The organism is Acinetobacter sp. RIT698 (genome assembly GCF_009668065.1).
Lineage (GTDB): Bacteria > Pseudomonadota > Gammaproteobacteria > Pseudomonadales > Moraxellaceae > Acinetobacter > Acinetobacter guillouiae.
This window is the reverse complement of sequence record NZ_WJYH01000004.1, coordinates 98121-111609: the sequence shown is the minus strand read 5'-3', so window position 1 is coordinate 111609 and position 13489 is coordinate 98121. Positions and strand designations below refer to the sequence as shown.

The 13489-nt window shown below is 40.2% G+C and carries 11 protein-coding genes; 7 read left to right on the top strand and 4 right to left on the bottom strand.

The window, feature by feature from the left end; all coding sequences use genetic code 11:
• Position 1 precedes the first annotated feature (1 nt).
• From GJV03_RS03110 to GJV03_RS03085, 6 genes are all read left to right on the top strand, one after another.
• Complete coding sequence (locus GJV03_RS03110; RefSeq protein WP_004725457.1) at positions 2 to 367, top strand: Na+/H+ antiporter subunit C; 366 nt, start codon at positions 2 to 4, stop codon at positions 365 to 367.
• A complete protein-coding gene (locus tag GJV03_RS03105) occupies positions 367 to 2169 on the top strand; it encodes a monovalent cation/H+ antiporter subunit D (protein WP_154129438.1) in 1803 nt (600 codons plus the stop codon). The genes GJV03_RS03110 and GJV03_RS03105 overlap by 1 nt, the downstream gene beginning before the upstream one ends.
• Positions 2170 to 2691 carry a Na+/H+ antiporter subunit E gene (locus tag GJV03_RS03100; RefSeq protein WP_004725454.1) on the top strand — a complete coding sequence of 174 codons (522 nt, stop codon included), beginning with the start codon at positions 2170 to 2172 and terminating at the stop codon, positions 2689 to 2691.
• Positions 2688 to 2963 (top strand): monovalent cation/H+ antiporter subunit F, encoded by a 276-nt coding sequence (locus tag GJV03_RS03095; RefSeq protein WP_004725452.1) that lies wholly within the window; start codon positions 2688 to 2690, stop codon positions 2961 to 2963. The genes GJV03_RS03100 and GJV03_RS03095 overlap by 4 nt, the downstream gene beginning before the upstream one ends.
• A 23-nt stretch (positions 2964 to 2986) precedes the next feature.
• Entirely contained in the window at positions 2987 to 3367 is a 381-nt protein-coding gene (locus GJV03_RS03090; protein WP_154129462.1) for a Na+/H+ antiporter subunit G, read from the top strand.
• 691 nt (positions 3368 to 4058) lie between these two features.
• Entirely contained in the window at positions 4059 to 4685 is a 627-nt protein-coding gene (locus GJV03_RS03085; protein WP_154129437.1) for a riboflavin synthase subunit alpha, read from the top strand.
• Between the two features lie 42 nt (positions 4686 to 4727).
• On the opposite strand, the gene GJV03_RS03080 is transcribed toward GJV03_RS03085, so the two are convergent.
• Together GJV03_RS03080 and GJV03_RS03075 are read right to left on the bottom strand one after the other, a co-directional pair.
• Complete coding sequence (locus GJV03_RS03080) at positions 4728 to 5618, bottom strand: metal-dependent hydrolase (RefSeq protein WP_056517463.1); 891 nt, start codon at positions 5616 to 5618, stop codon at positions 4728 to 4730.
• Between the two features lie 573 nt (positions 5619 to 6191).
• A complete protein-coding gene (locus GJV03_RS03075) occupies positions 6192 to 6545 on the bottom strand; it encodes a helix-turn-helix domain-containing protein (protein WP_056517466.1) in 354 nt (117 codons plus the stop codon).
• Positions 6546 to 6635: 90 nt separating this feature from the next.
• Between GJV03_RS03075 and GJV03_RS03070 the strand changes: the two genes are divergently transcribed.
• The gene (locus GJV03_RS03070) at positions 6636 to 7184 is read left to right on the top strand and encodes an NAD(P)H-dependent oxidoreductase (protein ID WP_056517469.1); all 549 of its coding nucleotides are present in this window, start codon (positions 6636 to 6638) and stop codon (positions 7182 to 7184) included.
• A gap of 75 nt (positions 7185 to 7259) precedes the next feature.
• Here GJV03_RS03070 and GJV03_RS03065 read toward each other — a convergent pair whose 3' ends face one another.
• Entirely contained in the window at positions 7260 to 8681 is a 1422-nt protein-coding gene (locus GJV03_RS03065; RefSeq protein WP_004725441.1) for an FAD-dependent oxidoreductase, read from the bottom strand.
• Positions 8682 to 8771: 90 nt separating this feature from the next.
• Positions 8772 to 13247: a glutamate synthase large subunit gene (gltB, locus tag GJV03_RS03060; protein ID WP_171501830.1), complete on the bottom strand. Its 4476-nt coding sequence runs from the start codon at positions 13245 to 13247 to the stop codon at positions 8772 to 8774.
• Between the last annotated feature and the right edge of the window lie 242 nt (positions 13248 to 13489).

The following is a 13489-nucleotide window of genomic DNA, read 5'->3' as shown; positions in this document are numbered from 1 at the left end:
CATGATCAGTTTAGAATTTTTAATTGCATCTGCGATTGGATTATTGGTTGCCTCAGGAATTTATCTGATTCTTCGTGCACGTACCTTTCCAGTCGTTCTTGGATTAGCCATGATTGGCTATGCAGTCAATATCTTCCTGTTTTCGATGGGAAGAATACAAATCAGTTCACCTGCGATTTTAACCCAAGCCAGCAAAGTCACTGACCCTTTGCCTCAAGCTTTAGTGCTAACCGCAATTGTCATTGGCTTTGCAACGACTGCTTTTATCGTTCAATTGGCATTACGCAGTCGTTATGAGTCTGGGACAGACCATGTAGACACCAAAGAGGAACCGAGTAATTTTGACCCACGTGAGGATGAGCCATAATGACCAGCTTTTTAGATTTTTGGTATGCTCATTCTCCAATCCTGAGTATTTTAATTCCTGCATTTACAGGCTTTATGCTGATTTTATTAGGCAATCCTGGTTCAGGCGCTTTAAAACATGATTGGCGACAACCTTGGCGCCGTGGTATTAGCTTAATCTCGGTTATGCTTGGACTCGCCACTGCGATTGCTTACCTGATTCAAGCCAATACCGGGAAAATTTTTGTTTATCAACTTGCTGAATGGTCTGCACCATTTGGGATTGTCTTGGTACTGGATCGCTTATCCGCGTTAATGCTGGTTCTCACCTACACACTTGCCGCGCCTATATTGTGGTTTGCCAGCAAAGAATGGGATGAACGTGGGCGTTATTTTCATGCCATGTTCCATCTTCTTTTAATGGGTTTGACTGGTGCATTCTTAACAGGTGACTTATTTAACCTGTTTGTATTCTTTGAAATATTACTGATGGCATCTTATGTCTTGCTGTTACATGGTCAAGGCAAAGCCCGTTTCCAATTAGGCATTCACTACGTCACCATCAACTTACTGGCTTCTGCTCTATTCCTCATCGGTTTAGGTATGATTTATGGCAGTGTGGGCAGTTTGAATATGGCCGATGTCGGTCGTTTATTGCCAACCTTGGAACATGATCAACATCGTCTTGCTATAGCAGGTGGTTTGCTTCTATTTGTTGTATTTGGCATCAAAGCAGCCATGTTACCTGTGGGTTTCTGGTTGCCAAAAACCTATGCTGTTGCCGCGACACCTGTTGCTGCTATTTTCACCATCATGACCAAAGTGGGTGTGTATGCAATTTTACGGGTCAATGGTACTGTCTTTAATGATCAGCTTGGACAAACGATCTTTAGCAACTACTTATTGCCAATTGGTTTAATCACATCATTATATGGTGTGATCGGTGCACTGGCAGCTGAACGCTTACGCCGCTTCGTTGGCTTTATGGTGTTATCCTCAGTCGGAACGATTTTAGTTGCCATTGCCATGTTTAACACACCAGCATGGGCTGCTGGGTTGTACTACCTCGTTCACAGTACCATCATAGCCGCTTCGTTCTATTTGCTCTGTGGCTGGATTACCTCACAACGTGGTGCAATGAAAGATCATCTCAAAGTCGCACCAAAGATGAAGCAAGACAAAGTCATTGCCATGACGTTCTTTCTTATCGCTTTGATGATGGCAGGTTTGCCGCCATTTAGTGGTTTTTTAGGCAAAGTCTTAATCTTACAGGCAACTGCAAACTTGGCTGCACAAGGCTGGATTATTGCGATTATCTTGATTGTGAGTTTTTTAAGTATTCTGGCATTTACACGAGTCGGATTTATCCTGTTTTGGCGAGCGACGACACCTGAGGACAACCCGAAAGAAGAGGCTTATACAGCCTATCAGGACTTACCCGAGCAAGCTCCTGCACGCAATGACAAAAGCGTTTACCTGCTATTGGCAGGACTGATTGTCTATGTGGTTTGTGCTGCTCCAATTTTAAATTATGTTGAAAAAACAGCGCTGCAAGTTTCTGATGCATCACTTTATCAACAGCGTATTTTAAAATTGGATGGGCATGGTGAAACTATCAGTGTACAACCTTTCGATCCGCACTATGTACCTGAAACAAAATACAATGGTGAAATGGTTGATCCAAATGCACACTATATTCCCTATATCATTAGCCCAGAAACCCTAAAAGGCGAACATATCTCTGAATTTAAGCAACGCCAAATTCAGGGGCAAGAACAGCAACAACATGTTGAAAATGCTCAACTCAAGCCTATGGAGCAATAAATGCAAAATAAATCATTATTCGCTCGTATTTTACCGCATCCTTTTGTGTCGGTGATTGTGGCAATGAGTTGGCTTATGTTGAACCATAGTGCTGAAAGCTTTGATTTTGTTGTGGCAATCAGTTTGGGATTAATCATTCCTAAACTGATTCAACCCTTTATCATTCATACACCCAATATTCATTGGAAAAGCGCCATTCAATTATTTTTTGTGGTGCTATGGGACATCATCGTCAGCAATATTAAAGTTGCTAAACAAGTCTTAGGCCCAACCAAAAATCTCACCCCAAAATGGTTTCGAGTTCCATTGGAAACTGACCATGAACATGTCAATACTTTACTGGCGATGATCATTACCACCACACCAGGTACAGTCAGTGCTGGAATTGATCAAGAACGTGGCGATATTTTGGTTCATGCACTAAGTTGTGATGATGTAGATGCAGAAATTCAAGCCATTAAAACCCGCTATGAAGTTCCGTTAATCGAAATCTTTGACCTGCAACGAGGAGCACGTTCATGAGTATTTTACCTTATGCACTTGGCATTTGCCTGCTCGCTGTGACCATCTCTATGTTGTTATGTTTGATTCGTTTGGTGATGGGCCCTTCTATCGTAGATCGATTACTGGCATTGGATACATTGTTTTTAAATGCAACCTGCTTAGTTGTCATTCTTGGTATTTATTGGGCAAGCACTTCAATGTTTGAAGGCGCATTATTGGTTGCAATGCTGGGCTTTGTTTCAACTGCTGCACTGGCTCGTTATTTTACAACGGGTCATGTGGTTGATTAAGGAGAAAGTACATGGAAAATAATATGCAAATTGTCATGGAAATCATCGTTTCATTCTTCTTGATTGTCGGTGCATTTTTTACCTTGGTGGGTGGCATAGGTATGGTCAAATTACCAGACTTATTTATGCGTCTACATGCACCGACCAAATCCAGCACCTTGGGCTTAGGCAGCTTTTTAATCGCGGGGATGATTTACGCAGCGTTTAACAGTCGTTTAGGTTTTGCAGAGTTATTGATCACCCTGCTTGCCTTTGTTACAGCCCCAGTATCTGCAAACTTAATTGCGCAGGCAGCAATTCATTTACGTCTGCGTTCAACCTCTGGTGATGTACCTGAAGCGATTAATCGTCCTTTACCATGGCAACGTCAAAAAATCATAAAACAGTTTAAAGATAAGATTTAATTCATTTTCTGACTAATTGTTGATTGGTTGATTGGCTAAATTGAATTGGACTGAGTGTAAATGCATATTGACTTAGTCCGATTTAAGCCACAACCAAACTTAGATCGTCTGAAATACGTTATCATCAAACTATAGTCAACCTATTAAAAAATGCATACACAAGAATATAATTTCTCTTGATTAATATTTCCAATTAAATCAATTGTATGGAAAAATAAATTGTTTGCAATGCCACACCTTACATTCAAAGTTTAAATACCGTTGCGTAGGCGATGCCTCACTTTTCAGAGATGAAAAGATGACAAAAATCTTCAGTTTGGCGAGGGGTACGTCCTGTACCCCCGCCCAACGGCGACATCCATGTCGCCACACGGTAGGACAACCATCTAAGATTCAAAAATACAAAAAACGAATTGATAACGAATAGTTTCTAAAGGTTCATGAGAAATATAAATTTATTTATAATCAATAATTTGTATAATGATTTAGGTGATTTGACTATATAATCAATGATTTAGAATTTTCCCTATAAAATAAGCCTGTGCAACCTTACTGCTATATTCATTCTCTTTTAAAAAATCATCTAAGTATGATGTTAGACTCTTCTATACAACATAAATCTAAAATTCAGCCCTAGTCCTCTTCAATGAAATCTGTACAATAAAAATCAGCTAAATAAAAGAGATCAGCGATGTATACAGGTATCGTTCAAGGCTTAGAAAAAGTTGTAAACATCCAACAAGGTGATAATTTTACAACCCTTTATATTTCCAATGAAAATGGCTTTTTTAACGATGTTTTTATTGGTGCCAGTGTTGCAATCGATGGGACATGCCTAACCGCAACAAGTTTTGATGCTGTTGCAAATATAGCCTCATTTGATGTTTCAGCACTGACCACTTCTCTCACTACATTACAATTTTTAAAAATTGGTGATGAAGTCAATATTGAAAGATCCATCAAAGCTGGCATGGAAAACGGTGGGCACAATATTTTTGGGCATATCGAGGGTATGGCAACCATTAAAGATGTGGTTCATACTGGTGAAACGCTACACATTGATATCATTATTCCAGATGACAATATCAAATACTTCTTTAAAAAAGGCTTTATTGGACTGCAAGGTTGCAGCCTGACGGTCAATCGCGTGGATCGGAAAACCAATGAAATTTCAGTGGATTTAATCCCCGAAACCTTACGTTTGACGACATTTAAACATGTCCAAATTGGTGGCAAACTCAATTATGAAATTGACCAAATGACCCGCACTATGGTCGATACTTTAGAAAGTATCCATCAACGTCAGCAAGAAGACTAAAAGCCAATTTTCTAAATTGGCCCTTTGATCTAAAAGATTGTCTTAACTATATAACGGCAGGTGCACTTCATCTTGGAAACTTTCCATTCCATAATCATCTGCCAGCTTTTCTTTCCAGTACGCCACAATCTTCGAATAATCAATTTCATCAGGATGAAAGTCAGATTTGTAATAAGATAAATATTCAGGAATCAATGAAATCAACATTTTAGAAATCATATATACCCCGAAGATATTTTGCGGCACTTTAGGTAAACTTTTTCTCCAGTCTTGCATAAACAAACGGGTAGCCGAATAAAACGTTAAACTTGCAAAACCCGTAGTCACATTACGCATCACTGTACGACGAGTACGATCATCTTTATAAATCGCCTGATATACATCAAATGCCACTGCACGATGCTCAATTTCTTCGATTGCATGCCATACCCAAAGTTTAACCGCATCATCATCCAGAGTGCTTAAAACTTCAGGATGACGAAGAATATAGCCACCCAATAATGCAGTAAAATGCTCAAAAGCTGCGGTAACAGCAAGTTGTAATTTTGGATGTACACTTTTAATCAGTGCATCTCGACGTGCTAACCATGCTTGAAAACTGTCTAAGTTATAATCATCACGGCGCCATGCATCATTAAATTCAGTATGGGCTTTGGAGTGCATGGCCTCTTGACCAATAAATGCTGCAATTTGCGCTTGCAATTTTTCATCCGTGATTTTGTCACGTACATTACGCACACTATGTACAAAGAACTGCTCACCAATCGGAAATGTTGAAGAAAGCGCAGTCAATAAATGTGACATCACAGGAGAATTCGCAAAAAAATGTCTGCGAATTGCTTTTGGGTTAAAGCTTGGTTTACGGACTTTAATACCAATAGCTTTAGGACGATTTAAATATGATTTTTCTGCCGTCGCTTGAACTGTTGACATAAGGATAATCCTACATTTGTCTGAATTTAAGCTATATTGGCACAATCTCAATATTTGTATATTGCAGAATCATCCACACAGTTGACCTAAAATATCATTTTCAAAAAAACACATGGCTTAATTAAAAATCTAAAAAAATTAAAAACATAATCTATTGATATAATTAAACTTATTAAAAATAAATATATTTCTTATATTCACAAAAAAGTGCTTTATCGTTTACACAAAGCCTAAAATCGAGATTTATAAGCATGCTTTTATTGACTTAAATGACATTTTTCAATCAGGTTGAGTTGTGTTTTCATTTTTAAAACAATCACATAGGATCCATTCAAAATTAGAACTCAATTTATAAATATTTATGCTTGCAACGTCATATAAACATTCAACAAAAAAGCATGTGTTTTATAGAACCCAAACAAATATGATTCGTCTAGGAACTTTTTTCTATTAAAAAAACAAATTGTTGCTTTAGTGTGATTGGCAAATTTTATTGCTAAATTGCACTTTTCGTCGCTTTTCCATAGCCGATTTAACCATTAAAACTACTTATTTCAATGCCTCCACTTTGAATCAGTTTTGCTCTGAAAAGCCATGTGCCCAAGCAGATAAAGCGTCCAGTACAGGAATAAATGTTTGACCAAATGCAGTTAATTCATACACCACTTTGACTGGAGGCTTGTCACCAAATACGGTTCTGGAAATAAAACCATTCTTTTCCAGTTGCTTGAGTTGCAAACTTAAGGTCATTTCTGTGATATCTGGCATATCACGCTTAAGTTGATTAAAGCGTTTTGACTCCTCCTTTAGATAATAAAGAATCACTGTTTTCCATTTCCCACCGATTAAATCCATCACCATGCTAATCGGACAATGATAAGTCTTATCGTGAAAAGTCACTTCACAGGTGTTTTGCTCAGTATTCATTTTTCTGCCAGCTATCAAAATGGATAGTTATTGTACATAAAAACTATAATATTTATATTCACTATAATTTTTATAGTGGGAAAAACCAAGATGGCATTACTGATTTTAGCGCATCCCAGTTTTACTGAATCTGTCGCAAATAAAACCATTGTCGATGAATTATCAAGAACTCAAACTGATTTAGAAATTCGCCATATTCATGATTTATATCCAGATTATCAAGTCGATATTGCTGCAGAACAAAGTGCACTATTAAGACATGAGCTGATCATTTTACAATGTCCTATGTACTGGTTCAGTATACCTGCCATTTTAAAAATTTGGTTTGATCAGGTATTTACATATCAATTCGCCTATGGTTCCAAAGGAGACAAGCTTAAAAATAAAAAGCTTTTGCTGAGTATGACCATTGGCCAACCTGAGCAGAATTTTAGTACAGAACAACAGCATTCATTATTGGAGGACTTTTTATCTCCAATTCAAAAATCAGCACTTTATACCGGAATGGAATATTTAAAACCCGTGTTCTTATATGATATTTCAACTGTTTTAGGACATACACATACTGAAATCAGAACTCGGGCAAAACAACATAGCTTAAAGCTAAGTCATTATCTGCAAACGATTGACTCAGATTAATTTTTTGATTTTTTTTGCATTAAAAAGCCCGCATGACTGCGGGCTCTTAAATAGATGTTATTTAATGTCTAAAAATTAAACATCAAGATAATCCAAAATTCCTTCAGCAGCTTCACGACCTTCCCAGATTGCAGTCACCACCAAATCAGAACCACGTACCATATCACCACCTGCAAAGATTTTTGGATTAGAGGTCTGGAATTTAAATTGTTGTTTTTCAGCTGCAATGACTCGGCCAGAACCATCTAACCCAATATTTGCACCTGCAAACCATTCTGCTGGGCTGGTACGGAAACCAAAAGCCAGTAATACCGCATCTGCGGGTAAAACTTCTTCAGAGCCTGGAATCGGTTCAGGACTACGGCGACCACGGCTATCAGGGTCACCCAGCTGGGTAGTCACAACTTTTACACCCGTCACTTTACCGTTTTCACCAACGATTTCGATTGGCTGACGGTTGAACTGAAAGTCCACCCCTTCTTCACGCGCATTTTTCACTTCACGACGTGAACCTGGCATATTTTCTTCATCACGACGGTAAGCACAAGTTACCGACTCTGCGCCCTGACGGATTGAAGTACGGTTACAGTCCATTGCAGTATCACCACCGCCTAAAACGATGACTTTTTTGCCCTGAACACTAATGTATTCAGATGGATCTTTTTCCCAACCTTGTGTACGGTTAACATTTGCAATCAAGAAATCCAGTGCATCATAGACACCATCAAAATCTTCACCTGCAAAGCCACCTTTCATATAGGTATAAGTTCCCATACCCATAAATACAGCATCATAGTCTGCAAGCAATTGATCGATGGTGATATCTGTACCAATTTCAGTATTTAAGCGGAATTCAACACCCATACCTGTGAAAATTTCACGGCGGCGTTTCATCACATCTTTTTCCATTTTGAATTCTGGAATACCAAATGTAAGCAATCCACCAATTTCAGGACGCTTGTCAAATACAACAGGTTTTACCCCGTTACGAACTAAAATATCTGCACAACCTAAACCTGCAGGACCTGCACCAATAATGGCAACTTTTTTGTTGGTCCATTTTACCGATGACATATCTGGACGCCAGCCCAAAGCAAAGGCGGTATCGTTGATATATTTTTCGGCATTACCAATGGTCACAGCACCAAAACCATCATTCAGGGTACAAGCACCCTCGCATAAACGGTCTTGTGGGCATACCCGACCACATACTTCTGGCAAGGTATTGGTTTGATGGCAAAGCTCAGCCGCTTGGAAAATACGTCCTTCTGCGATCAGTTTTAACCAGTTTGGAATATAGTTATGTACTGGACATTTCCATTCACAATATGGATTACCACAGCCTAAACAACGGTGGGTTTGGTTTGCTGCAACTTCCGCTGTAAAAGGTTTATAAATTTCCACAAACTCTGCTTTGCGGACATTAATATCTTTTTTCTCTGGATCTTGGCGTGCTACATCCAGAAATTGAAAGTCATTATTCAGGCGTTCAGCCATGTCTCTCTCCGTGGGTGAGCGTGGATAACCTCATTCGCTTGTGTATATCTGCGAAGTTATCCACACCTACCTAAAATTTGAGTAGTGGAATTATTGTGGATCTGCTTGAGTTGTTTTCAAAAGCGTTTGTAAATTAGCCGCTTTTGGTTTCACCAGCCAGAATTTACGGCTATAGAAATCAAACTCGTTGCGAATCTTGTACGCCCAAGCACTACCTGTTTCAGCAATGTGTTCATCTAAGATACGAAGTAAGAATTCTTGATGTTCTTCCATCGCTTCTGTAGAAATACGGTTTAATTCAATCAATTCGTGGTTGTAGTAATCAACAAAGTCGTTATCTAAGTCAAGTACATAAGCAAAACCACCAGTCATACCTGCACCAAAGTTGTGTCCAACTTTACCCAGTACAGTCACGATACCGCCTGTCATATATTCACAGCAATGGTCGCCTGCACCTTCAATGACCGCAAACGCGCCAGAGTTACGTACAGCAAAACGCTCGCCCGCTGTACCCGCAGCAAATAATTTACCGCCTGTCGCACCGTACAAACAGGTATTGCCGATAATTGCCGTTTCTTGAGTTTGGAATGGTGAACCTTTTGGTGGGAAGATCGATACTCGACCACCTGCCATACCTTTGCCCACATAGTCGTTTGCATCACCTTCAAGGCTGATATGCAAACCACCCGCATTCCAAACACCCAATGACTGACCCGCAGTTCCTTTTAAATTCACTTTAACAGGATGTGCTTCCATACTGAGGTTGCCATAACGTTTGGCAATTTCACCTGAAAGACGCGCACCAATTGAACGGTCACAGTTACCCACAGTAAAATGGAACTCACCACCGGTACTTGCTTCAATCGCAGGTAGCATTTCTGCCACCATTTTCTCAGCAAGAATACCTTTATCAAAAGGTTCATTGCCTTGTACTTGGCAATATTGCGCTTTACCTTCCGCAGATGGGTGTGATTCTAACAATGCACTTAAATCTAAATGCGCATGTTTATCCGTTTCACCTGGCAACATCTCAAGTAGATCAGTACGACCGATCAAATCTTTCAATGATGCAACACCTAAAGCAGCCAACCATTCACGTGTTTCTTCCGCAATAAAGTGGAAGAAATTAATCAGCATTTCTGGCTCGCCAATATAATGCTCTTGACGTAAATGATCTTGCTGAGTTGCCACACCTGTTGCACAGTTATTTAAGTGACAAATACGCAGGTATTTACATCCAAGCGCGATCATTGGGGTAGAACCAAAACCAAAGCTCTCCGCACCTAAAATCGCAGCTTTAACCACATCTAAACCTGTTTTCAAACCACCATCAGTTTGTACACGTACTTTACCACGCAGGTCATTGACACGAAGTGCTTGATGCGCTTCTGAAAGACCCAATTCCCATGGTGAACCCGCATGATGAATAGAGGATAAAGGTGAAGCCGCTGTACCACCGTCATATCCAGAAATGGTAATGAAATCTGCATAGGCTTTTGCAACACCTGCTGCAATTGTTCCCACCCCTGGCTCTGATACTAACTTCACAGACACCATGGCTTGTGGATTGACTTGCTTCAAGTCAAAGATTAGCTGTGATAAATCTTCAATAGAATAAATATCATGGTGTGGTGGTGGTGAAATCAAAGTCACACCTGGAACCGAGTAACGTAAACGCGCAATTAAGCCATTCACTTTACCGCCCGGTAACTGACCGCCTTCACCTGGTTTTGCACCTTGCGCTACTTTGATCTGTAACACTTCAGCAGATGTTAAATATGCAGGTGTTACACCAAAACGACCTGAAGCAATTTGCTTAATTTTAGAGTTACGAATAGTGCCATAACGTGCAGGATCTTCACCGCCCTCACCCGAGTTCGAACGACCACCGATTGTATTCATTGCGATCGCAATGGCTTCATGTGCCTCCGGTGACAATGCACCTAAAGACATGCCAGCAGAGTCAAAACGTGGCAGAATTTCTTCAACTGATTCAACAGCTTCTAATGGTATAGAATGATCAGTTTTGAGTTTTAATAAGTCACGAATTGTCGCAATTGGACGCGTGTTCACCAACTCTGCGTATTCTTTAAAGTCAGCATAATTGCCTGAACGCACCGATTTATGCAACGCATTGATCACATCAGGATTAAATGCGTGGTATTCCTTATCAAAGACAAACTTGAGCAAACCACCTTGTTCAATTGGCTTACGTGCTTTCCAAGCAATGTCTGCTAGTTTTTTCAAGTCATTTTCAAGGTCAATAAATGTTGCACCTTTAATACGACTTGGCACACCTGTGAAGCACTTACTAACAACTTCTTCAGATAAACCGACTGCTTCAAATAACTGTCCACCACGATAAGATGCGACTGTTGAAATCCCCATTTTTGAAAGGACTTTAAGCAACCCTTTATCAATACCTTTACGGAAATTCGCTTGTGCATGAATTGGATCACCCAATAATTCACCTTTTGCAATCAAATCGTTGATCACATCATATGCCAAATATGGGTAAATCGCAGTTGCACCAAAACCTAAGATCACGGCAAACTGATGTGCATCACGTGCAAGTGCAGTTTCAACAATGATGTTTGCATCGGTACGTAAACCAGCATTAATCAAGAAGTGATGAATTGCACCCGTCACCATTGCAGCATTTACCGGTAAAAAGCCTTCACGGATTTTACGATCTGAAATGACCAATAAGGTTTTACCATCACGAATCGCTTGTGCAGCTTCTTCACAAATACGTGAAATCGCGGCTTCAAGACCTTCAGCTACAGGATAATTCAAATCGATATCTGCAATTTCGTAACCTTTACGACCAAGGGTACGAATCTGATGCATTTTAGAATTTGAAAGGACTGGGCTCGATACAATTAAACGATCTGCATGCTCTGGACCTTGTTCAAATACATTTTGCTCACGGCCAAAACAGGTTTCCAATGACATGACAATGGATTCACGTAATGGGTCAATCGGTGGATTGGTCACTTGCGCAAATTGCTGACGGAAATAATCCGTCACATGACGCACTTGGCGAGACAATACCGCCATTGGTGTATCATCACCCATTGAACCGACAGCTTCCTGTCCACTTTCAGCGATTGGACGAAGCAGTTGATCACGCTCTTCAAATGTCACCATAAACATTTTTTGAGCCGCTTTAAGGTCATCACCTTTTAAGCCTTGATCACATAAATACTCTTCAAGCTCTGGACTACCTTGTAAGCGAACTGAGTTTTCACGTAACCATTCACGGTAAGGACGCATTTTTTTCAGATGATTGCTCACATCTTTAGTATCGAGCAATTTTCCAGTCAATGTATCAATCACCAGAATTTGACCAGGACCTACACGACCTTTAGAGATCACATCTTCAGGTTCATAACCCCACACACCAATTTCTGATGCTAAAGTGATATAACCATTTTTAGTGATTACCCAACGTGCAGGGCGTAAGCCATTACGGTCTAACATACAAATTGCATGACGACCATCTTGGATCACTAGACCCGCTGGGCCATCCCAAGCTTCCATATGCTTAGAGTTGAATTCATAAAATGCACGTAAATCTGCATCTAATGTTTCAACGTTTTGCCACGCTGGTGGAACAAGCATACGTAATGCACGGAATAAATCCATCCCGCCACCCACAAGCAGCTCAAGCATATTGTCCATACTTGATGAGTCTGAGCCTGTACGGTTTACAATTGGATTCAGCTCAGTAATGCCTGGCAATAATGGGTTTTCAAACTTTGGTGTACGTGCCACTGCCCAGTTACGGTTAGCAGTAATGGTGTTGATTTCACCATTATGTGCCAAATAACGGAACGGCTGTGCCAATGGCCAACGGGGTAAAGTATTGGTTGAGAAACGTTGATGGAATACAACAATGTGTGAGTCCAAACGTTCATCAGCAAGGTCTGTATAGAATTCTGCAATATATGCAGGCATCATTAAGCCTTTATAGGTGATCACTGTAGAACACAGTGTGGTCACATAAAAATAGGGATCAGCTGTTAATTGTTGTTCTGCACGACGACGTGCCATAAGTAACTTACGGTTAAATTCAACCTCAGTCACACCCATTGGGCAATTGACAAAAATTTGTTCAAATGCAGGTAAAGACTGCATTGCGATTGAACCCAAGGCATCATTATTGGTTGGAACGATACGCCAACCAATGACTCGGCAACCTTCTTCTTCAATTTCATGGGTTAGAATTTGCTTTGCATGGGCCGCAAGTGCTGGATCTAAATTTAAAAATATCGTCCCGACCGCAAAAATTTCACTCAGTGTAATGTCACTGATCTTTTTTGCTTCTTCACGGAAGAATGCTTTAGGCATAGCCAAGAGCAAGCCACAACCATCACCGGTCTTACCATCTGCGGCAATACCACCACGGTGCGTCATACAGCTTAGACTATGAATCGCGGTCTTGACTAAATCATGACTCGCATCACCCTGCATATGGGCAATCAAGCCGAAACCACAGTTATCTTTAAACTCATCCGGTTGGTATAAACCTTGAGCGGGAGCTACAGTGTTAGGCGATGGCATGTGCATAGCGTACCCTTCTTTCTACATAGGCCCATGAAAGGGCGAAAAACATTCGAACACTCAATTACGATTTTTAAGTATTTTCTTAGCCCAAGTAAACCACTTAGTCAGAATCGAATACCAGTCTGTTTTTACTTTAATTGCAAGATTGTTTTACAACTTCCGCACTGAAATAAAGCACTCAATCAGACTTAAATCGCACACCAACTGAATCATTTCGCTCCAAAACAGGGACAATCAAC

Bases quoted from the DNA above. Each gene is read 5' to 3' on its own strand.
- GJV03_RS03070 (WP_056517469.1), top strand. From the start codon at position 6,636: ATGGCATTACTGATTTTAGCGCATCCCAGTTTTACTGAATCTGTCGCA.
- GJV03_RS03100 (WP_004725454.1), top strand. From the start codon at position 2,170: ATGCAAAATAAATCATTATTCGCTCGTATTTTACCGCATCCTTTTGTG.
- GJV03_RS03110 (WP_004725457.1), top strand. From the start codon at position 2: ATGATCAGTTTAGAATTTTTAATTGCATCTGCGATTGGATTATTGGTT.
- gltB (WP_171501830.1), bottom strand. From the start codon at position 13,247: ATGCCATCGCCTAACACTGTAGCTCCCGCTCAAGGTTTATACCAACCG.
- GJV03_RS03075 (WP_056517466.1), bottom strand. From the start codon at position 6,545: ATGAATACTGAGCAAAACACCTGTGAAGTGACTTTTCACGATAAGACT.
- GJV03_RS03105 (WP_154129438.1), top strand. From the start codon at position 367: ATGACCAGCTTTTTAGATTTTTGGTATGCTCATTCTCCAATCCTGAGT.
- GJV03_RS03090 (WP_154129462.1), top strand. From the start codon at position 2,987: ATGCAAATTGTCATGGAAATCATCGTTTCATTCTTCTTGATTGTCGGT.
- GJV03_RS03085 (WP_154129437.1), top strand. From the start codon at position 4,059: ATGTATACAGGTATCGTTCAAGGCTTAGAAAAAGTTGTAAACATCCAA.
- GJV03_RS03065 (WP_004725441.1), bottom strand. From the start codon at position 8,681: ATGGCTGAACGCCTGAATAATGACTTTCAATTTCTGGATGTAGCACGC.
- GJV03_RS03095 (WP_004725452.1), top strand. From the start codon at position 2,688: ATGAGTATTTTACCTTATGCACTTGGCATTTGCCTGCTCGCTGTGACC.
- GJV03_RS03080 (WP_056517463.1), bottom strand. From the start codon at position 5,618: ATGTCAACAGTTCAAGCGACGGCAGAAAAATCATATTTAAATCGTCCT.